General features: G+C 70.1%; 17 protein-coding genes. 9 read left to right on the forward strand and 8 right to left on the reverse strand.

The features are described from left to right. Nucleotides 1-70: 70 nt before the first annotated feature. Nucleotides 71-325, forward strand: coding sequence for a hypothetical protein (locus tag KEG57_RS18795; RefSeq protein ID WP_136933470.1), 255 nt, complete (start codon nt 71-73; stop codon nt 323-325). A 149-nt stretch (nt 326-474) separates the two neighbouring features. After that, entirely contained in the window at nt 475-642 is a 168-nt protein-coding gene (locus KEG57_RS18800; RefSeq protein WP_272416938.1) for a hypothetical protein, read from the forward strand. Between the two features lie 53 nt (nt 643-695). Here KEG57_RS18800 and KEG57_RS18805 read toward each other — a convergent pair whose 3' ends face one another. The 4 genes from KEG57_RS18805 to KEG57_RS18820 are packed head-to-tail and all read right to left on the reverse strand — an operon-like array spanning nt 696 to nt 6,461. Continuing rightward, nucleotides 696-1,154 (reverse strand): hypothetical protein, encoded by a 459-nt coding sequence (locus KEG57_RS18805; protein WP_272416939.1) that lies wholly within the window; start codon nt 1,152-1,154, stop codon nt 696-698. Nucleotides 1,155-1,207: 53 nt separating this feature from the next. After that, entirely contained in the window at nt 1,208-4,222 is a 3,015-nt protein-coding gene (locus KEG57_RS18810) for a BamA/TamA family outer membrane protein (protein WP_272416940.1), read from the reverse strand. Then, entirely contained in the window at nt 4,219-5,526 is a 1,308-nt protein-coding gene (locus KEG57_RS18815) for a hypothetical protein (RefSeq protein ID WP_272416941.1), read from the reverse strand. The genes KEG57_RS18810 and KEG57_RS18815 overlap by 4 nt, the downstream gene beginning before the upstream one ends. 41 nt (nt 5,527-5,567) lie before the next feature. Further along, nucleotides 5,568-6,461, reverse strand: coding sequence for a methionyl-tRNA formyltransferase (locus tag KEG57_RS18820; RefSeq protein WP_272416942.1), 894 nt, complete (start codon nt 6,459-6,461; stop codon nt 5,568-5,570). A gap of 62 nt (nt 6,462-6,523) precedes the next feature. On the opposite strand from KEG57_RS18820, the gene ftsE reads away from it, so the two are divergent. From ftsE to KEG57_RS18835, 3 genes are read left to right on the forward strand one after another with little or no spacing between them, the layout of a single operon-like run. Continuing rightward, nucleotides 6,524-7,312, forward strand: coding sequence for a cell division ATP-binding protein FtsE (gene ftsE, locus KEG57_RS18825; RefSeq protein ID WP_272416943.1), 789 nt, complete (start codon nt 6,524-6,526; stop codon nt 7,310-7,312). A 15-nt stretch (nt 7,313-7,327) separates the two neighbouring features. Beyond that, nucleotides 7,328-8,218 (forward strand): cell division protein FtsX, encoded by an 891-nt coding sequence (locus KEG57_RS18830; protein ID WP_272416944.1) that lies wholly within the window; start codon nt 7,328-7,330, stop codon nt 8,216-8,218. 1 nt (nt 8,219) lies between these two features. Further along, nucleotides 8,220-9,188 carry a murein hydrolase activator EnvC family protein gene (locus tag KEG57_RS18835; protein WP_272416945.1) on the forward strand — a complete coding sequence of 323 codons (969 nt, stop codon included), beginning with the start codon at nt 8,220-8,222 and terminating at the stop codon, nt 9,186-9,188. A 4-nt stretch (nt 9,189-9,192) separates the two neighbouring features. Here the strand turns inward: KEG57_RS18835 and KEG57_RS18840 are convergent, their stop codons facing one another. Beyond that, nucleotides 9,193-11,241 carry an ATP-binding protein gene (locus KEG57_RS18840; RefSeq protein WP_272416946.1) on the reverse strand — a complete coding sequence of 683 codons (2,049 nt, stop codon included), beginning with the start codon at nt 11,239-11,241 and terminating at the stop codon, nt 9,193-9,195. After that, nucleotides 11,238-12,671 carry a sensor histidine kinase gene (locus tag KEG57_RS18845; protein ID WP_272416947.1) on the reverse strand — a complete coding sequence of 478 codons (1,434 nt, stop codon included), beginning with the start codon at nt 12,669-12,671 and terminating at the stop codon, nt 11,238-11,240. Before KEG57_RS18845 ends, KEG57_RS18840 begins: the two co-directional genes overlap by 4 nt. Nucleotides 12,672-12,956: 285 nt before the next feature. Here KEG57_RS18845 and KEG57_RS18850 point away from each other — a divergent pair, with 285 nt between their 5' ends. From KEG57_RS18850 to KEG57_RS18865, 4 genes are read left to right on the forward strand one after another with little or no spacing between them, the layout of a single operon-like run. Continuing rightward, nucleotides 12,957-13,841 (forward strand): alpha/beta hydrolase, encoded by an 885-nt coding sequence (locus tag KEG57_RS18850; RefSeq protein ID WP_272416948.1) that lies wholly within the window; start codon nt 12,957-12,959, stop codon nt 13,839-13,841. A 35-nt stretch (nt 13,842-13,876) separates the two neighbouring features. Further along, complete coding sequence (locus KEG57_RS55620; RefSeq protein ID WP_272416949.1) at nt 13,877-16,678, forward strand: PEP/pyruvate-binding domain-containing protein; 2,802 nt, start codon at nt 13,877-13,879, stop codon at nt 16,676-16,678. Next, on the forward strand, nt 16,675-17,313 hold the full coding sequence (locus tag KEG57_RS18860; RefSeq protein WP_272416950.1) for a hypothetical protein: 639 nt from the start codon (nt 16,675-16,677) through the stop codon (nt 17,311-17,313). Before KEG57_RS55620 ends, KEG57_RS18860 begins: the two co-directional genes overlap by 4 nt. Nucleotides 17,314-17,370: 57 nt before the next feature. Beyond that, complete coding sequence (locus tag KEG57_RS18865) at nt 17,371-18,060, forward strand: tetratricopeptide repeat protein (protein ID WP_272416951.1); 690 nt, start codon at nt 17,371-17,373, stop codon at nt 18,058-18,060. Nucleotides 18,061-18,135: 75 nt separating this feature from the next. Here the strand turns inward: KEG57_RS18865 and KEG57_RS18870 are convergent, their stop codons facing one another. Further along, entirely contained in the window at nt 18,136-19,041 is a 906-nt protein-coding gene (locus KEG57_RS18870) for a 3-hydroxyacyl-CoA dehydrogenase family protein (protein WP_272416952.1), read from the reverse strand. After that, nucleotides 19,038-19,508, reverse strand: a complete 471-nt coding sequence (locus tag KEG57_RS18875; RefSeq protein WP_272416953.1) for a hypothetical protein — start codon at nt 19,506-19,508, stop codon at nt 19,038-19,040. Before KEG57_RS18875 ends, KEG57_RS18870 begins: the two co-directional genes overlap by 4 nt. Nucleotides 19,509-19,534 lie beyond the last annotated feature (26 nt).

Raw genomic sequence — 19,534 nt, forward strand, 5'->3', positions numbered from 1 at the left:
CGCGTGGAAATCAGGCCCCGCCCTTGTGCAGCTTGTGCCCGTCTCGCGAGTGCATGCTAGGATGACTGCTGTGCAAGTTGTGCTCCGCAAGCTCGGCCGTGGCTCCCGCGCCGTCGTCGGTCGACTGGTACGTGCTCCGCGGAAAGGCTCCGTCGTCGTGATCGAGTTTTCCGACGGGATGCACGAATACGTGACGACGCCGGTCAAGCGGGTCCTCCGGCTCGCGGGGCGGGAAGTGTTCTACATCGAGACCGTGAACTCCCGGTATCGCCTCGAGGTCCGCGGCCGTGAGGTCGCCCTCGACGGAGCGGTCGGCGGGAGCTGACGAGCCCACCTCGATCCCTTCCCCAAATCCTTGCGGGCGGGCCCAGTCTTGGGCAGATTTGCCGCCCGTTTTTCGAACCGAACGACGAGGCTCACGCAGCACATGCTGTGAGAGGGCCCGACGAAGCATCCCCCGAGGAGTCACACGCGATGGGTTACCGTGATCGCCGCAACTCGATCAAGATGAGGCGCCGCAAGGCACAGGTGAAGAAGAAGGCGCGCGCCAAGGCACCGAAGGTCGAGCAGACCACGCAGGAGACCGCAGCGCCGAAGAAGTCGAAGAAGTCCGCGGCTGCGGCGCCGGCGGCTGCTAGCTGAACGACTCCCTCACCCCCATCCCCTCTCCCTTTCGGGAGAGGGGTGGATGAGCTTTACAAACCGTCCCTAGCGCTGCCGGTTTCGCCCTTGGGCGTGGCCGTGTCCGCGGGACGATCGAGGAGCGCCGTGTCGCCCGCGGCGCACTCCTCCGTGTCGACATGCCAGCCGCTCGCGTTGCGCCAGCGTTGGACGAGCTCGGTCGTGCGGAGCTCGGCCTCGTCGATGCGTTGCCACTCGACACGCACGCGCACCTCGGCTTCGTCGCGGTTTTTCATGCGCACGTCCGCAAGCTCGAGATCGACGACGCGCACGCGGTCGCCCCAGGAGGCGTGACGCTTCGCCCACGCGTCACGCGCCGAGAGCGCGACGTGTTCGCGCGCGATGTCCATGCGGCCGAAGCGCAGCGCCGTGTTGTGGTCGTACGCGGCGTCCATGAGCTTGTCCGTCGGCGTCTGCGGCATGACGCAGCCCGCAAAAGCGAGCGCGAGGAGGAGGGCGAGAGATCGGCGCACGTGCCGAAGAGACGCCTTGCACGAAGATCGGGGCAAGTTCTTGGCCTTTCTCGTCAGAACGCGCTCGAGGCGAGGAAGTACGCCTGGCCGCCGGGGATCGCCTTCGCGCTGAAGCCGTAGGCATAACCCACGCGAAGCTGCGTGTTGAGGTAGTAGCCGAGCGAGAGGCCAAGCCAGAGCTCGGCGCCGATCGACGTGTGGAGCTTGGGCGCGTCGATGAGCGCGCCGTTCGAGAGGAACGAGACGTCGTCCCGCGTGAGCTTGTCGAACGCGCCGCCGTAGTCGACGAAGAGGTTGCCGTCGAGGCGGCGGACGAAGAAGGGGAGCGTGGACAAACCCCAGTCGGGCTTGATGATCGGGAAGCGGTACTCGGCGTTCGTGAGGAGGTACGCGCGGCCCGCCGCGCTGCCGGGCGCGTAGCCGCGCAGGACGAAGGAGCCGTCGTAGATGCCCGTCGTGACCGTGTCGACGATGCTGACGTTGTCGAGGTCGTAGCCGCCGACGAAGAAGAAGCCGTCGCGCGGGTAGGTGCCCGCGGCGATGCCGCCCGCGACGCGCAAGGCGAGCGTGTGCAGGCCGCGCCAGGGCATGGGGATGTAGCCGGCCATGGAGGTCTCGGCCGTCTGGAGGGTGAAGTCGCTGCCGGTCGGCGGGCCCGCGTATTCGACGGCGAAGCGCATCGAGTAGCCGCGGATCGCGCCGGCCGCGTCGAGCGAGCCTTCGACGTTGGAGAAGGAGTAGGACGCGCGGACGGTGCCGATCGTGCCGCTGATGGGCAGGCGCGTGCGCGTGGCGTAAGGATCGGGCTGGGTTTGTCCGGGGAGCTCGGCGCGGAAGCCGGTGACCGAGTAGGCGAGGCTCAAGCTCTGATCGGTGAACTCGCCCGGCATGCGGTAGACGATGCTCGACGAGAGGCCGATGCCGCGCTCGTCGTAGGGGACGTCGCGGCCGTTGATGCGGTAGCCCTGGTAGCGCGGGGAGACGGCGTAGAAGAAGCGGAGATTGAGATCGACGGGGAGACGGCGGTAGGCGTAGTCGAGGTTCACGCGCGGCGCGGGCGCGGCGAAGTCGGCGATGAGCTCCGCCTGGAACTCGTGAAAGCCCGCGACGTCGGCGCCGAACGTGTTCAGCGTGAGCGCGTTCTGGCTGTAGTTGCCGGGGCCGAAGGAGACGCCGTAGTTGCGCGGCGCGAGCGTGGAGAGCGCCCGGTACGGGGTCTTCTGCATGAGGACGCGCTCGGGCTCGGGTGGAGGATCGGGGCGATCCGTGGGCGCCTGTGGCGCGTCGAGGAAACGCGCCGGGTCGAGCGGCATCGCGTAGAGGTCGTAGCCCTTCGAGGTGTAGCCGACGTAGACGAGTGTCTTGTCGTCGGGGCTTACCGCGGGCTGGAGCGCGCCTGTGCGGACGTTCGTGACTTGCTTGAGCGCGCGGCTTCCGACGTCGTAGGCGTAGATGTTCGGGATGCCGCTGCGATCCGAGGAGAAGTAGAGGGTCTTTCCGTCGCTCGACCAGGTGGGGTTCGCGTCGAGGGCGCGGTCGCGCGTGATGTTCTGGAACGAGCCGGTGGCGACGTCGACGATGCGGACGTCGCGGTAGCCGCCCGTGGTCCACGCGCTGTAGGCGATGGAGCGGCCGTCGGGCGAGAAGCGCGGCGTGTAGGCCTGCTCGAAGCGCGCGCTCGGGACGAGGTCGCGCCGGTTCTGGATGTGGCCCTCGGGGTCGAGGTCGGCGATCTCGAGGAACGTCGTGCCCTTCGTGTTGACGGTGAACGTGATGCGACGGCCGTCAGGACTGATGTCGGGCGCGCCGGCGCGTAGGCCGGTGGTGAGGCGATGGCGCGCGGCTTCGTCGCCACGTGGCGCCGTCTTGCCGTTCTCGACGCGGTAGAGGTCGTCGCGGCGGTAGACGATCTTGAAGGGGCCGTTGCTCTGGTGGAAGTGATCGCCGGCCGGCGAGAACGCCGAGGCCGAGGCGCCGCGGGTGCGGGCGACGAGCTTCGTGTCCTCCTCGAACGCGTCATGGCGGGCGTTGAAGCGCCCGCGGTAGATGCCCTCGCGGGCGTTGTAGTCGTCGCGGTAGTAGACGAGCTCGTCGGCGTCCGTGGCGCGAGCGTTTCGCGGGACGAACCTCGGGTAGAGGACGTTGCGGCCGTGGCGGGTGAGGCGCACGCCTTCGCGCAGGCCCCGCGCTTCGACGGCGCGTACCTGCGCGGCGTACTTGAGGCGGAGGTGATCCTTGAAGCCCTCGAAGAGCTCCTCGTACGTCCGGCCGGTGGCGCGGCGGATCGAGCGGTTGATGCCCCAGGGGATGACGTTCTGGCCGTAGTCCGCGGCGACGGCCGTCATCGTGTGGCCGCCGTAGACGTCGGTGACCCAGCCGAGGAAACGCGAGCCGTAGAGGTACCAGATGTTCCCCTGCGGCCAGCGCATCGAGGTCGACGACATCTGATCGAGCCGCGCGATGTTGTCGTCGAGCACGTCGGCGCGCAGGAACATGTCGAAGAGCGCGGAGCGCAGGCGGCCCGCGCTCGACTCGCGCGATTCGTACACCGTGGCGAGGCCCTCGATGATCCATCGCGGCTGCACCTGGTTCGGTGCGTACGACTTGCCGAGGATCGCGTTGGCGATCGCGGGCAGCCCCGAGATGTTGTCGAGGTGCAGGATGTGCGTGTGCTCGTGCGTGATGAGGTCGAGCAGCCAGTCGTCGTAGTCGCCGAGCGGCGAGAGGTCCTCGGGCGCGGTCGCGTAGAGGCGGACCGTGTTGAAGGGCAGCGCCGTGGCCGAGCCGTTCGCCGAGTCGACGTCGTCCGTCAGCACGATCTCGGTGATGCTGCGCGGGCGGTTTCCTAGCGCGACGGTGAGGCGCGCGTGGATGGCTTCCGAGACGCGCGCCACGCGCTCGGCGAGCGGCGTGAGCGTGGTCGGGTAGTGGACGCGGAAGTGCGCCGTCTCGATCGTTTGCCAATCGAGATCCGGGTCTCCGACGGCCTCGGCGGTGCGGGGCACGGCGAGGGCCAGCAAGAGCGCGGCGCCTACGAGGGCCGCGCGGCGTTTCGAAAAAGGCTTCACAGGTCGTCGTAGAACATCGGCTCGCGGTTCCGCGCGTAGCGGTAGACGAGCTGCCTGCCCTCGTTGCCGATCTGGGTGAGTCGCGCGCCGAAGCCGGGCTCGGAGGAGCCGCTCGCTTCGCGCGTCCATTGCACGACGCCCTTCGCGTAGAACTCGTAGTCGCCGGGGAGAAGAACGCGGAGCTGCACCTCGGCGCCGAGCTTCGGGATGCGGTAGGTCGAGACGAAGATGCCGCCGTGCTCGATGACGTCGTTGCCGGAGAGGCCCTTGTAGAAGTTCGAGGAGCTGTGCGTGCCGAGCTCGACGTCGACGGCGCGTGTGCCGGGCGGAGGCGCGTGCTCTTTGCTTCGCGCGGGCGCGGGCGCAGGCGTGGCCTTCGCGGGCGCGGGCGTGGGCTGCGGATCCCTGCGCGGCTCGGCCTTGGCAGGCGCGGGCGTGGGCGCGGGCTCCTTGGCCTTCGCGGGCGCGGGGGCCGGCGTGGGCGCGGGCGCGGGCTGCGGCGCAGGCGCGACGGGCTGCGGCGCGGGCGTGGCCTTCACCTCGACGACGGGCTGCGGCGCGAAGATCGGCGCGGGCGCAGGCTCGGGGGCGATCTGGAGGACCGGCGCGGGCTTGATGATCTCGACGGGCTCGGGCGCGGGAGCGGGTGCAGGCTTCGCTTGCGCCAACGGTTCGGGCGCGGGAACGGGTGCAAGTCTCGCCTCCGACACAACCGGTTGAAGCGCGGGAAGGGGTGCAGGCTTCGCTTGCGCCAACGGTTCGGGCGCGGGAACGGGTGCAGCCTTCGCTTGAGCGAACGGTTCGGGTGCGGGAAGGGGTGCAGCCTTCGCTTGAGCGAACGGTTCGGGCGCGGGAAGGGGTGCAGCCTTCGCTTGAGCGAACGGTTCGGGTGCGGGAACGGGTGCAGCCTTCGCTTCAGCGACCGGCTCGGGCGCGGGAGCGGGCGCGGGCTTCGGTTCCGCGACGGGTTGAGGCGCGGGCGCGCCCGTGCCCTTGTACTTCGCGAGCGCGTTCACCTTCGCGAGCGACGCGGCGACCGCTTCGAGCACCGTATCGACCGCGGGGTGATCGACGTCGAGCGCCTGCACGTCCGCGAGGACCTTGCGCACGTTCTTGAGGGCGACGTCGCGGCCGTCGAGTACAGCTCCGTTACTGCGCTCGATCTTGTGCAGGATGCCCATCGTCTTCGCGATGGGCTCGGCGGCTTCGAGGAGCTCGTCCGGCGCGTCGTCGGCACTCTGCAGGGCACCGAGCGCTTCGGCGAGGGATGCGCGCGCGGTCTTTGCGAGCTGAGCGGGTTCCACGGTCCTCCTCCAAGAAAGCGCGCCTGTCGCGGAGCGCGGCGTCAGCCTAGCAAAGGCTCCGGCGCAAGAAAGAGGCGGGCGAGGGCTTCCGCCGGGGCAGGCGCGCCGTCGATCTCACCGCGGACCAGGATCACCGCGCCGTCCCCCGTGCGAATCACGGCATGGCCCCCCTCGGCGTACCCCTCTCCAGGCTCCAGCGCTTCGGGAAAACGCGGCGCTTTGCGGGCCTCGAGCACGGTGACGAGCGTGCCCGCGATCTCGGTGAAGGCCCCGGGCGCAGGCGCGAGGGCGCGGATGTGCCGAAGGACGCGATCGGTGGGCCAGGTCCAGCGGATCGCGTGCTCGTCCTCGCCGAGGGCCGGCGCGTACGTGACGAGGTCTTCGTCTTGCGGGATCTCGGCGATCGTCTCGCCGCGGGAGAAGCGCATGCAGGTGCGGCGCAGGGCGCGGAGCGAGGGGCGATCGAGGGCGCGCGCGAGATCCCAGCCGGTCCAGCGCGGATCGATCGCGAGCTCTTCCTGTTCGAGGATCGCGCCCGTGTCGTACTCCTCGGCGATGCGATGCACGGACACGCCGGTCATCGCGTCGCCGCTCAAGATCGCCCACGTCGTCGGATCCGGGCCACGATGGCGCGGCAGGAGCGAGGGGTGCACGCCGATGCCGCCGAGCCGCGCGGCCTCGACGACGCGCATCGGCAGGCGCGTGGTCCAGAACCAGCTCACGACGAGATCGGGCGCGAGGCGCCTCACCCGATCAAGGAGCGCGGGATCGGTCACCTTGGGTCGGACGAGGACGCGCTCGCCGAACACGCGCCGCGCGCGACGCACGCCGAGCGCGTCCTTGCGGCAGACGGCGCAGAGCTCGATCGAGTGCCCGTCCTTCGCGAGCAGGAGCGCGGCGAGCGGCAGGCCAAAAAACGCGATGCGGAGCGGCATGGCCTCTCTCCCTTACCCCAAAAATTTTCCCGCTCCGTAGGGCCCTGGTAGCAATCGCGGCCATGGCGTCATCCCTGCGCCCTTCGTTTCACCCGGCCCTCAGACCCGGGCATCGGTTCGACCCGGCTGCAGCGAGGCGACCGATCCTGGTGTTCGAGGACGTGCACAAGGCCTACCGGGCCGACCAGCCCGTGCTGCGGGGGATGTCGCTCACGATCGAGCGGGGAGAGTTCGTCTTCATCACGGGGCCCTCGGGCTCGGGCAAGAGCACGCTCCTGCGCCTCGTGCATCGCACCGACCGCGTCGACGAGGGGCGGATCCTGTTCCTCGGCCGCGACGTGGGGCGCCTGCGCGAGGAGTCGATCCCGGCCTTGCGCCGGAACATCGGGTACGTGTTCCAGGACTTCAAGCTCGTGCCGAGCTGGACCGTGTTCGACAACGTCGCCGTGGCCCTCGAAGTCGTGGGCCTGCCGCCGCGGCTCGTGCGCAGCCGCGTGGGCGAGACGCTCGAACGCGTGGGGCTCGCGGGGCGCGGCGACGAGGAGGCCAAGCGGCTCTCGGGCGGCGAGCAGCAGAGGGTCGCGATCGCGCGGGCGATCGTGGGCGAGCCGGCGCTCATCCTCGCGGACGAGCCGACGGGCAACCTCGATCCGCAGCTCGCGATCGATATCCTCGGCCTGTTCGAGGACATCCACGAGACCGGGACCACGGTGCTCTTCGCGACGCACGATCGGACGCTGCTCGACGTGCGTCCGCGGCGCGTCGTGGTGCTCGACGCCGGCAAGGCGACGGACGCGCCGAACGGGCTCGACGTCGCCGGCGCGGACGCCCCGATGAATCTCGTGGCGTAGGGGGAGGAGTTTCGGATGGCGAGCGAACGGTACGGCGTGCGAGTGCCCATGAAGGCCTGGAGACCCGGGCGAGGGGACATGCGCGTGCACGTGCAGTCGATCTTCTCCCTCGCCGTCGCGTTCGTGTGCCTTGCGGCGTCGCTGCTCGTGGTGACGAACCTCTCGGCGGTGCGTGATCGCTGGTCGCGGGCCGGGCGCGCGACGGTGTACCTGCGCGACGGCGTGGCCGATCCCGAGGTGAACGAGCTCGTCCGCGCGCTCGAACGTACACCCGGCGTGAAGCGCGTGCGGCACGTGACGAGCGTGGAGGCGCGGCGCGAGATCGTGGTCGACGAGTCCGACGCGGCGCTCGCGTCGCTGCCGCCGGCCGCGTTTCCGGCCTCGCTCGAGCTCGGCTTCACGGACGACATCGGCGAGACCGATCTCCAGTCGATCGCGCTCAAGCTGCGGGCGCTGCCGGCGGTGGAGACGGTCGAGACGTATCAGCGCTGGACCGAGCGCCTCTCGTCGCTGCTCGGCGGCGGTGTGTCGGCGAGCGCGGCGCTCGCGGTGGTCGTGATGTGCGCGGTCTTCAGCGTGATCAGCTCGACCATGCGGCTCTTGCTGAGCCGAAGGCGCACCGAGGTCGAGGTCTTGAAGCTCGTCGGCGCGACGAACGAGTTCGTGCGGCGTCCCTTCGTGATCGAGGGCGCGATGCAAGGCGCGGCGGGCGCGGCGGCGGCGATCGCGCTGCTCGGCGGGTTGTTTTTCCTGGTGCGCGGGCGCTTCGATCACGAGCTCGCGAATCTGCTCGGGCTCTCGCCCTCGTTCTTGCCCTGGACCGTCTCGCTCGGGCTCGTGCTCCTCGGCGGCGCGCTCGGGGCGACGACGGCGCTCGTGAGCCTGCGCCGGATGGCTGCGATCTGACATGAGGCGCCGCACGTCGATCCTGCCGGTGTTGCTCCTCGCGCTCGTCTCGGGCGCGGCGCGAGGCGGCACGCCCGTGGAGTCGCTGCCCGTGCAGGCGCCGAGCGCGCTCTCGTCCGTCGCGGATTTCGAGCGACTCTTGAAGCGGATCGACGACGAGCAACGCGCCGTCGAGGTCGAGCTCGCGGGGATCGATCCGCACATCGAGACCTTGCGCAAGCGCATGCTGGCGCGCGGTCGGGCCTACTATCGCCACGTGCACGCGGGTCTCTTGCCCGTGGGGGAAGGGTTCGACGCGCTCGTCGATCACGCGGCGCGGGTCGAGCGGGTTCGTCGCGCCCTCGAGCGCGACATCGCCGATGAGAAGGCGCTACTCGAACGTCGCACCGAGCTCGAAGGTCGCATCCTGCGGCTCCGCGCCGAGCGCGCGCCGCTCGAGCTGCAGCGCGAGGCCATGATGCGGGCCAAGCGCGCGCTCGAAGCCGAAGACGAGCGCAGGGCGGCGTTCGCACGCGCCTTCGAATCGTCGTCACGCCCGGATTACGTGGCGATTTACGGCGCCGACAGCGGGCCTCGCGACGCGGACGCGCGCCTCGGGTTCGAGGCGCAGAAGGGTCGCCTGCTCTTCCCGGTCGCAGGGCGCGCCGAGGTGCGGCGCTCGTCGAAGCACGGCGTGAGCGGCGTCGAGCTCTTCACGCAGCCTGGCGCGGCCGTTCGCAGCGTCGCCGCGGGTCGCGTGGTGTTCGCGGATCGGTACGACAGTTACGCGCTCACGGTGATCGTCGATCACGGCGATCGTTACTACAGCGTGTACGCGAGCCTCGGCGGCACCGAGCTCCGCGCGGGTGATCCCGTGGCCGCGGGCGCGCGCGTCGGCACGGCGCCGACGGCAGGGCAGGGCGACACCGTGTACTTCGAGATCCGCCACGGCGCGACGCCGCTCGATCCCGGCCCCTGGCTCGGGCTCTAGCGCATCACGCGACCTCGGACGCGAGCGCGACGCCCCAGCGCGGCAGCGTCACCGTGAACGTCGAGCCCTCGCCCGGCTGGCTCTTCGCCGCGATCTTCCCGCCGTGCGCCTCCACGATCTGCTTCGCGATGAAGAGGCCGAGCCCGAGCCCTCCGTAGTGCTTGAGCGACACCGCGCGCTCGAACCGCTCGAAGATCCGCGCGCACGCCTCGGGCGCGATCCCCATCCCGTGATCCGTGACGGAGATCCGCGCCGCGTCACCGTCGTCCGTGATCACGACCTCGATGGGCCGGCCGCCCCCGTACTTCACCGCGTTCTCCAGCAGGTTCGAGAGAACCTGATCGATCCGCAACGGATCCCAGCGGCCGACGAGCGACGAACACGAACGCAGCTCGATCTTGGTGCCCGTCTCGTTCGACTCCGAAGCGAAGCGCTCGGTCACGTCGCGGGCGAGCGCGCAGAGGTCCACGGTTTCAGGCTCGATCGCGAGCTGACCGGCCGTGATGCGTGTGACGTCGAGCAGGCTCTCCACGAGCCGCGTGAGCCGGAAGATCTGCCGCGAGCAGCGCTCGACGCGTCCGGTGAGTTGATCGTTCAGGAGCCCCGCGCGCTTCAGTGTGCGTTCGAGCCCTTCGAGCTGGAGCTGCAGCGGCGTGAGCGGGGTTCGAAGCTCGTGCGAGGCGATCATGAAGAACTCGTCGCGCGCGCGGATCGCCTCCTGCGCCTCGCGGTAGAGGCGGGCGTTGTCGAGCGCGATGCCGAACCTGCGCCCGAGCTCCTGGGCCACGGCGAGGTCCGCCGGCGTGTACCGGCCTCGCGCCGCGCGACGCACGAGCTCGACCACGCCGAGCCTGCGTCCGCGCAGCTCGATCGGGACGCAGATGTACGAGATCGGCCCGAGCGAGCGCAAAAGCTCGGGGCTCGTCCCGAGCACGCGCGCCATGCAGGGGAGGTTCTCGATCACCTCGTGGAGGACCTTGCCGCCGCAGCGGAACGTGTAATCGGCGCCCTCGCGCCGCCCGATCGCGCGCGAGAGCTCCTTCGTGAGCTCTTCGTTCCCGATCTGGTTCGCGGCGGCGCAGACGACGAGGGCTCCCTGCTCGTTCGCGAGGTCCACCAAGCAGAGATCGCCGAGCAGCGGGATCGCGCGCTCGGTCGCCTTCTGCAGCGTGCCTTCGGTTTCGAGCGAGCTCGTGAGCAGGAGCGTTGTCTCGTCGAGGAACGCCTGGATCTCCTCGGCGCGCTTCTGCTCGGTGAGGTCTCGCATCACGGTGGCGAAGCCCCGCAGCTCGCCGTTCTCGTCGTGCACGGGCGAGAGCCGGAGCTCCGCGCGGAACTGCGAGCCGTCCTTGCGCACGAGAACGCCCTCGCCGAGGAAGTGGCCGTTGCGCTTGGCCCCGGCGAGCGCCTCCTCCGGGCTGCCCTGCTCGACGTCGCCCTCCGTGTAGAACGTCGACACGTGCGTGCCGAGGATCGCGCTCTGCTCGTGGCCCATGATCCGCGTCGCGCCGGCGTTCCAGCTCGCGACGCGCCCGTCGGGGTCGAGCATGAAGATCGCGTAGTCCTTCACGGACTCGACGAGCAGCCGGAAGCGCTTCTCGGCCTCCTCGGAGGCGCGCCGCCGCGCTTCCTCTTCGGCCAGCATCACCATCCGCGCGTGGAGCAGCCGATCCGTCTCGTGCTTGTAGAGCGCGATCTCGATCGCGCCGCGCAGCTCGCGCTCGTTGAACGGTTTGACCAGGTACCCGAAGGGACTCGTCGTCTTCGCGCGGACGATCGTCTCCTCGTCGGCGTACGCCGTGAGGTACACGATCGGGATGTCGAGCTCCGCGCGGATCCGTTCCGCGGCCTCTACCCCGTCCATCGACCCTTCGAGGCGGATGTCCATCAGGACGAGATCGGGTCTCCGCGCGAGCACTGTTTCGATCGCGCGCTCGCCGGACGCAGCCGTGCCCGAGACTTCGTATCCCAGGGATCGCAGCGTGTTTTCGAGGTCCGCGGCGACGATCCGCTGATCCTCGACGATGAAGATCTTCCGCTTCGCGTCGCTCATGATTGCGTCGGGCTCAGGGGGAAACGCACCACGAACTTCGTGCCGGAGTCTCGCTGGAGCTCGATCGTCCCGTGGATCTGCTCCGCCAGGATGCACACGAGCTTGAGGCCCAGCGTGCCGGCGTCGCGGAAGTCGACGTCGGGCGGAAAGCCGATTCCGTCGTCCTCGACCTCGAGGACCACCTCGTCCCCGCGCCGTTTGAGCCCGACCCGCACCGTTCCATTTCGACCGTCCGGGAACGCGTGCTTGATCGCGTTCGAAACGAGCTCGTTCACCACGAGCCCGCACGTGATCGCCGCGTCGACGCCGAGCGGTACGCCCTCGGCGTCGAGGGCGAGCGCGACGTGATCGGGGCTCACGCCGTACGTGTAGAGCAATCCCGCCGCGAGGCTCCGCAGGTACTCGGCGATCTCGACACGCGCGAGGTCCTTCGACTGGTAGAGCTTCTCGTGAAAAAGCGCGATCGATCGGACGCGCGTCTGGCTCTCCTTGAAGAGCTGCAGCGCGTGCGGGTCCGTGATCTGCCCCATCTGCAGGTTCAGCATGCTGGAGACGATCTGGAGGTTGTTCTTGACCCGATGGTGGATCTCCTTGAGCAAGACCTCCTTCTCCTGAAGCGAGGCGCGGAGCTTCTTCTCGACCATCTTGCGCTCGGTGATGTCGCGGATCGCGGCCGCGACGAGCAGGCCCTCTTCCGTTTCGATGGGGCTCAAACTAATTTCGACGGGGAACTCGGTGCCGTCCTTGCGACGGCCGTAGAGCTCGAGGCCGGAGCCCATGGGGCGTACGCGCGGGTCGGAGAAGAAGCTCGCGCGGTGCTGGATGTGCCGGTCGTGGATGCGATCGGGGACGAGGGCCTCGATGGGCTGGCCGAGGAGTTCGGCGCGCGGGAAGCCGAAGACACGCTCGGTTTGCGAGTTGCAGAGGAAGATCTTGCCCGCGGCGTTGACGATGACGATCGCGTCGGGCGCGGCTTCGAGGAAGCTCCGGAACTTCGCCTGCACGCGGTTGCGCTCGGTGACGTCGCGGATCGCCGCGGTGACGAGGATTCCGTCGCGCGTGCGGATCGGCGAGAGGCTGATCTCGACGGGGAACTCGGTGCCATCCTTGCGGCGCCCGTGCAGCTCGACGCCCGCGCCCATCGGTCTCGGGCGCGGCTCTTCGGCGTACTGCGTGCGGTGCTTGACGTGCTCGGACCGCAGGCGCTCGGGCACGAGGATGTCGATCGACTGACCGACGAGCTCGCCGCGCTCGTAGCCGAACATGCGTACGAGCTGGGTGTTGACGAGCATGATCGAGCCTGCGGCATCCACCATCACCATGGCGTCGGGCGCGGCCTCCAGGAGCTCGCGAAAGCCCTCCTGCGTGGCCGTCCTCGCCTCGTCTTCAGCCAATGCGCTGCCGTTCGCGCTCGGATGCACGAGTTGCACGGTTCCTGGTCTCCCCACCATGAACAGAAGGCCGTCGGGCTCGACCAGGGCACATCCGGCGGGCGAATACCGCTGGATTTCCGGCCCGGCCGTCGCTGATGTTTCGGCGCCGTACTACTTTGGATCCATAGCGTGACGAGCGCCAAACGCTACCGCGCAGCACGGAGGAGCCTGTCGGATTGCGGCTTTGGTGGCAGGCGATCGGAAATGTGAAAACGGGTCGTTCGCACGGCTCGTTCGCTCGCCCATGACGGACGCGAAGAGCTCCGCTAGAGAGCTTGGCTGATGGCCTTCACCCGCCGCCGCGCCCTCCTCGGCCTCGCCGCGTTCTCGATCGGCGCCTGTCGCAGCAAGCAGACGCCGCCGTCGCCGGTGGACGGACTTCGCTGGAAAGACCTCTCTTTCACGCCGGAAGAGGAGCGCGCCCTCGTCCTCGCCGCGCCGTCCACGCGGCCTCTGCCTGTGCTCGTCGCGCTGCATGGTCGTGGCGAATCGGGGCGTGGGCTCGAGGTCGGCGCGTTTGCGTGGCGGGATGATTACGGCCTCGATCGGATCGATCGAAGGCTTCTCGCGCCGCCGCTGACAGGTGTGGATCTCGAAGGGTTTGTCCGACCCGACCGGCTCGCGCAGATGAACGACTCGCTCGCAAAACACCCGTACGAGGGGCTCGTCGTCGCGTGCCCGTACACGCCCGTCGTCGCGGATCGATCCGAGAAAGGCGCCGCGCCCTTCGGCCGATTCGTGACCGACGTGCTCCTGCCGCGCGTGCGCGCCGAGGCGAAGGCGTCCTCGGATCGCGCGGCGACGGGCATCGACGGCGTCAGCATGGGCGGACGGCTTGCGCTCTTCGTCGGGTTCGCGCACCCGGAGATCTTCGGCGCGGTCGGTGCGCTCCAGCCGGCGTTGAAGCCCGAGGAGGCCCCGGTCTTCGCCAAGCTCGCGCGTGCGGCCATGGACCGGCAGCCGTTCGCGCTGAGGATCGTGTCGAGCGACGACGATCCGTTCCTGCCAGCCGTGCGGGCGCTCTCCGCGGCGCTCGCAGAGGAAAAGGTCCCGCATCAGCTCGTCGTGACGCCGGGGCCGCACGATTACGCCTGGAACCGAGGGCCCGGTGGGGCCGAGATGCTGCTCTGGCACGAGCGCGTCTTGCGCGGCTTGCCCGCCCCCTGAGCGCCGCCGCGCACAAAGCATGGTAAGGCGTCGGCGTGGTCGACCCTTCGGCGCGAGCAGCGAGAACGCCCGGCGGCACGGACACGCCGAGCGGCTACGAGAACACCCTCCGTCCGCTCGCGCTCGCCTTTGGCCGCAGGCGCGGCGACGCCCGGCGCTTCGGCGGCAAGGCCACGAGCCTCGGGCGCCTCGTCCGTGAAGGCCTGCCCGTTCCGCGCGGCTGGGTCCTTCCCGCCGATCACTTCGACGCACTCGCCGAGACCACGCTCCCGCGCGGCCACGACCTGCCCACGCTGATCAAGCTCGCCGGCAGCCGCACGGGCATCGATCGCGCCGCGCGCGCCCGCGATCGCATCCAGGCGGCCCCGCTCGCCGCGCCGCTGCAAGCTGCGATCGAAGCGCTCTGGGCGGACGTCGGCGAGAGCGCGCCGTGGGGTCTCGCCGTGCGTTCGAGCGCGACGTGCGAGGATGGCGAGGAGACGAGTTTTGCCGGGCTCGCGACCACGCTCCTCGGCGTGCGTGGGCCCGAGGGGCTCGCCGCGGCGATCAAGCAAGTGTGGGCGAGCGCGTTTTTGCCGCGCGCGATCGACTACCTCGCGCACCACGGCGTGCGTGACGTGGCCATGGCCGTGCTCGTGCAGGTGATGGCGCGCGCCGAGGCCGCGGGCGTCTTGTTCACCGCGCCGCCGCCGGGGCTCGCGGGCGAGCACTGGGGCGAGAACGAGCGGCTCGTCAACGTCACGCTGGGGCTCGGCGCGCCCGTCGTGGAGGGCGCGATGCCGACGGACTCGGTGCGCTTCGCGAAGGCGGGCGGCGTGGTCGCGACGGTCGTCGCCGAGAAGCGACGCGCGCTCGTCGTCGGCCCGCGTGGCATGGAGGAGGTCGCGATCCCCGAGGATCGCACGAGGCTACCCGCGCTCTCGCACGAGGCGATCGGGCAGCTCGGCGAGCTCGCGAGCCGGCTCGAACAAGGCGGCACCGGGCCCTTCGACGTGGAGTTCGCCGTCGAGCGGACGCCCGAGGGCAAGGATCAAGTGCTCCTCCTGCAGGTGCGTCCGATCGGCGGCGGAGGTTTTCCCGAGGGCGGCGATGCGCAGACGGTCTGGTCACGCGCGAACGTCGGCGAGGCTTTGCCCGGCGCGGCGACGCCGCTCACGTGGTCGATCGCGCGGAGCTTCAGCGAGAAGGGTTTCCGTGAAGCGTTCGCCGCGCTCGGCTGTCGTGTTCCGCGCGGCGCGCACCTCGTCACCAACGTGCACGGGCGCTTCTACCTGAACCTCACCGCGTTCATGCAAATCGCCGCGCAGGTTCCGCTGCTCTCGCCGCGTGCGCTTCTGCAAGCCTCCGGCGGCGCGGGCGAGGCCGCAATCGCGCTCCTCGAACGACAAACCGAGGACGTCTCGAAGCGCGGCTTCCTCGCGCGCCTGCCCGTCGTGGCCCCGCGCGTGCTCGCGAGCCAGGCGCGGCTCGAACGTGACGTCGCGAGTTACGAGGTCGAAGCCGAACGCGCGCGTCGCTCCCTCGCCGAGATGGACCTCGGCCTCCTGCCCGACGACGCGCTCGCCACCACGCTGCGCACCGCGAGCGCGCTGCTCGATCGCACGGGCACGTTGATGCTCTCGTGCGCCTCGGCCTCGCTCGCGAGCCACCTTGCGCTCGCGCGCCTGCTCGATCGTGTCGCCGCGCGCCGCTCGTCCGCGCGTGACGACGAAGACGCCGCGCTCGCGATGGATCCGCTCATGCCCCGGTCCCTCTCGACCGGCACGTCTCTCGCGCATGCCCTCGTCGGCGGTGTTCGCGAGCTCGAAAGCGCGGGCCCCGGCGTTGCCCTCGCCCGCATCGCCGTGCGCGCGCGCGAAGAACCCGAGGCCCGCGAATGCCTCCTCGCCGGAAAAGTTCGCGCCCTGAACGATCTTCCCGACGGTCCCACGCGCCGCGAGCTCGAATCGTTCCTCGACACCTTCGGCGACCGTGCCGTCCGCGAGGCCGAGCTCTCCACGCCGCGCTGGCGCGAGGATCCCACCGCGGTCCTCGCCATGCTCGTCGCTGCCCTCCGCGCGCCCGACAGCGACCCCGATCGCGCCCTCGCTCGTGCTCGCGCCCTCGCCGATCGCGAGATGGCCCAGCTCGAAACGCGCATCGGCCCGGCCGTGCTCTACGCCGTCCGCGCCCTCGTCACGCGCACGCAGCGCTTCACGCGTCTCCGCGAGCGCATGCGCATGTGGGTCACGCGTGTCCTCGGCATGCTCCGCACCATCGCGCTCGACGTCGATCGACGCCTCCGCCGCATCGACCCCACCTTGCCCACGGGCGCCGTCTTTTTCTGCACCTACGACGAGCTCATCCTCGCGCTCCGCAGCGGCCGCGCCGAGATCGGCCACGTCGCGCGCCTCCGCCGCGCCGAGCACCTGCGCGATGCCCAGCGCCCCGATCCTCCGCCCACCTTCATCGGCCGCCCGCCGCCCGTCCAGCTCCCGCCCGCGTTTGGCCGCCGCCTCGTCGGCCTGCCGGCGTCGAGCGGCGTCGTCGAGGGCCGCGCGCGTGTCCTCGCGCCCGGCACGAGCGGCCTCGACGCCGTCTGCGCCGGCGAGATCCTCGTCACGCGCACCACGGACGTTGGCCTCTCGCCGCTTTTCCTCGTCGCTGCTGCGGTCGTCACCGAGCTCGGCGGCCCGCTCTCGCATGCGGCGATCGTCGCGCGTGAGTACGGCGTTCCGGCCGTCGTCAACGTCCCGGGCGCCACCGTCGCGATTCGCACCGGCGATCGTGTCCGTGTCGACGGCGACCGCGGGACGATTGAAATCTTCGGCGACGATGTCAGGTCCAAGGACACGTGAAGAACCGCCGCCTCTTCCTCGCGCTCGGCCTCGGCGCTGCCCTCGGCGCTGCCGCTGCGCTTTCGCTCGCCGAGCCCTCCCGCGCGAAGGCGCCCGCCGCGCCCGAGCCTCCTCGGGGTGGTTTTCCCCCGGATCCGCCGGGCAATGCGTCGAAGAAGCAGTGGGTCTTCGACATCCAGGTCCAGGGCGGCAAGGCCTCGCTCCCGCGTGTTTCCTCGGTCCTCGTGAACACGCCGACGCCCACGGTGCGCATGATGGGCCGGTTCGCGGTCGAGTTCTGGGTCGGCAAGGAGCTGCTCGATCGGATCCGCTTCGACGTGCCGATGCTCGATCGCGACTCGAAGGATCGACGTCGCGGCCCCTTGCGCGGACCGGACTTCACGAACGTCTCCACGCGCCTCAAGGTGCGCATGGCCGATAGCCCCCGCGCTGCGTTCGTCGCGCTCGTCGACCGCGCCACGGGCGACGTGCAGCGCTTCGCCTGGCCGCCTGACGCCGAGGGCCGGCTCGCCCCGCTCGGCGCGTCGGCGGCGCCTGCGCAGGCCAAGGAGACGGCGTTCGACGCGGGTTCGCCGGGGGATTCCGGGGGTTTTGGGGATGCGGGACCGAGCGACGCGTCGGTGGACGGCCGGTAGGGTTTCTTTTCGGCAGAAGTTCCATGCCGTCCGGGGCTGAGGTAGGCTGCTCGGGCCATGGCAAGCCGTCTGCTCGTTGCCTCCCTCGTGATCTCTTCGCTCGCGCTCGCCGGAACGGCGCTCGGCCAGGGTGCGGCGCCTGCGAAACCCGACGCGGCCAAGCCTGCTGCCAAGCCCGCCGCGGGCGCGGCGGCTCCGACGGCCCCGACGGCGCCGGCAGGCCCGCTCAAGGATCCCCAGAACAAGATGGGGATCAGCCCCTACATGGAGGCGATCAAGAAGGGCGAGGACGCGTTCGTCGCGCGTGATTTCCCGAGCGCGGTGACGGCGTTCCAGGACGCGATCAAGGTCGACTCGACGAAGATGCTCGCCTTCTACCGGCTCGGCGAGGCGCAGCTCGCCTCGGGCAAACCCGAGGAGGCCGAGGCCGTGTGGAGCGCCGCGCTGAACAAGGACGGCCCTGCGGATCTCAAGTCGAAGGTGCTCTTCGTTCTGGCCGACCTGCGCGAGCGTCAACGCAAGCTCGACGTGGGCAAGGAGGCGTGGGCGAAGTACGCCCAGTTCCTCAAGGACCAGGCCGACGCGAAGGGATACGCGGGCACGCCCGAAGAGCGGCAGAAGGTCATCGACCGCCGCGTGAAGGACGAGAAGGACTACGCCGCCGTGAAGGAGCGCATCCAGAAGCGCCAGGCCGAGCGTGAAAAAGAGGCGGAAGAGAACGCCAAGAAGGACAAGCTCAACAAGTAACGACTCGTTGGAGCTCAAAACGAAAGGCCCGCCGGCGTGAAGCCAGCGGGCCTTCGTGTTTTGGTCCGCGTCGGGTCAGCGCTTGTGCGCGATCGGCACGGGGCCCGACTCGGTCCAGCGGTAAAACCCTTCGCCGGACTTCTTGCCGAGCCTGCCTGCGCGCACCATCTGCCGCAGGATCGCGGGCGGCCGGAACTGCTCGCCGATCTCGCGGTGCAGGTGCTCGAGGATCATGAGCCGCACGTCGAGGCCCACGAGATCCGTCAGCTTGAGCGGGCCCATCGGGTGCCGGTAGCCGAGCTCCATCGCCCGATCGATGTCCTCCGCCGAGGCCACGCCGCTCTCCAGCATGCGCATCGCCTCCGCGCCGATCACCACGCCGAGCCGGCTCGTCGCGAACCCGGGCATGTCGTTCACGACGATCGGCGTCTTGCCGATGCGCTTGGCGATCGCGAGGCTCGCCGCGACGACGGCCTCGTCCGTGCCGAGCCCCCGCACCACCTCGAGCAGCTCCATCACGGGCGGCGGGTTGAAGAAGTGCAGGCCGATCGTGCGCGCCGCGGCGGCCGTGCGCGTGCCGATCTCCGTGATCGACAGGCTCGACGTGTTCGTGCCGAGGATCGCGCGCTCCGGCGCGAGCGCCTTCACCTCGCGAAGAAGCCCGACCTTGAGGTCCATCTGCTCGGGCGCGGACTCGATCACGAGGTCCACGTCACGACACGCCTGCGCGAGATCCGACGTGGGCACGAGCGCGCCGATGAGCTCGCTGCGCGCCTCGTTCAGCATCTTGCCCTTCTGCACGAGCCGATCCGTCGCCTGCTTGATCGACTCGATCGCGCGCCCGATCCGCGCCGCATCCACGTCGTAGAGATGCGTCACGTACCCGGCCTGCGCCGTCACCTGCGCGATGCCCTGGCCCATCGTGCCCGCGCCGAGGACCACGACGCGACGCACGTCCGAAGCCTGGATCACCTCGCTCATCGCGGCACCGGCGGCGCGGGCTGCGGCTGCGGCGCGCCGCCCGGCTGCTGCTGCCGCGCGCGGAGCGCCTCGATCTGCTGCTGGATCTGCTTCGCCTGATCCGGCGTGAGCTGACGCAGGCCACCGGAGCCGAGCGGCGCCGGGGTCGGACGCGCCTGCGGGGCCGCAGGCGGCAAGCGCGCGGGCTGCGCTTGCGGCTGCAGCGCTTGCGGCTGCGGCGCGGCTTGCGGCGCGACCTGGGCGGGCGCGCTGTCGGTCTTCGGCTGGGCCTCGTCACCGCTGCCCGCGAGCAGCCACGCGGTGCCCGCGAAGAAGAAGAGCAAGAGCCCCACGATCGGGATCCACGTGGGCGTGCGCGGCTCGTCGGCCGGCAGCTCCTGCACCGGATCGTTGTCGAAGTGGTCGTGATCGTGGGAGGCGTGGTGGCCCGCGGCGTGATCTCCGTGGGCGTCGTGCGCTGCGCTCATGGTGGGGAGGGAATGCCCCACTTCCG

Source organism: Polyangium jinanense, from assembly GCF_028435365.1.

Excerpts from the sequence above, each read along its gene's own strand:
- KEG57_RS18800 (WP_272416938.1), top strand. The coding sequence starts at position 475 with ATGGGTTACCGTGATCGCCGCAACTCGATCAAGATGAGGCGCCGCAAG.
- KEG57_RS18820 (WP_272416942.1), bottom strand. The coding sequence starts at position 6,461 with ATGCCGCTCCGCATCGCGTTTTTTGGCCTGCCGCTCGCCGCGCTCCTG.
- ftsE (WP_272416943.1), top strand. The coding sequence starts at position 6,524 with ATGGCGTCATCCCTGCGCCCTTCGTTTCACCCGGCCCTCAGACCCGGG.
- KEG57_RS18830 (WP_272416944.1), top strand. The coding sequence starts at position 7,328 with ATGGCGAGCGAACGGTACGGCGTGCGAGTGCCCATGAAGGCCTGGAGA.
- KEG57_RS18835 (WP_272416945.1), top strand. The coding sequence starts at position 8,220 with ATGAGGCGCCGCACGTCGATCCTGCCGGTGTTGCTCCTCGCGCTCGTC.
- KEG57_RS18840 (WP_272416946.1), bottom strand. The coding sequence starts at position 11,241 with ATGAGCGACGCGAAGCGGAAGATCTTCATCGTCGAGGATCAGCGGATC.
- KEG57_RS18850 (WP_272416948.1), top strand. The coding sequence starts at position 12,957 with ATGGCCTTCACCCGCCGCCGCGCCCTCCTCGGCCTCGCCGCGTTCTCG.
- KEG57_RS18865 (WP_272416951.1), top strand. The coding sequence starts at position 17,371 with ATGGCAAGCCGTCTGCTCGTTGCCTCCCTCGTGATCTCTTCGCTCGCG.
- KEG57_RS18870 (WP_272416952.1), bottom strand. The coding sequence starts at position 19,041 with ATGAGCGAGGTGATCCAGGCTTCGGACGTGCGTCGCGTCGTGGTCCTC.
- KEG57_RS18875 (WP_272416953.1), bottom strand. The coding sequence starts at position 19,508 with ATGAGCGCAGCGCACGACGCCCACGGAGATCACGCCGCGGGCCACCAC.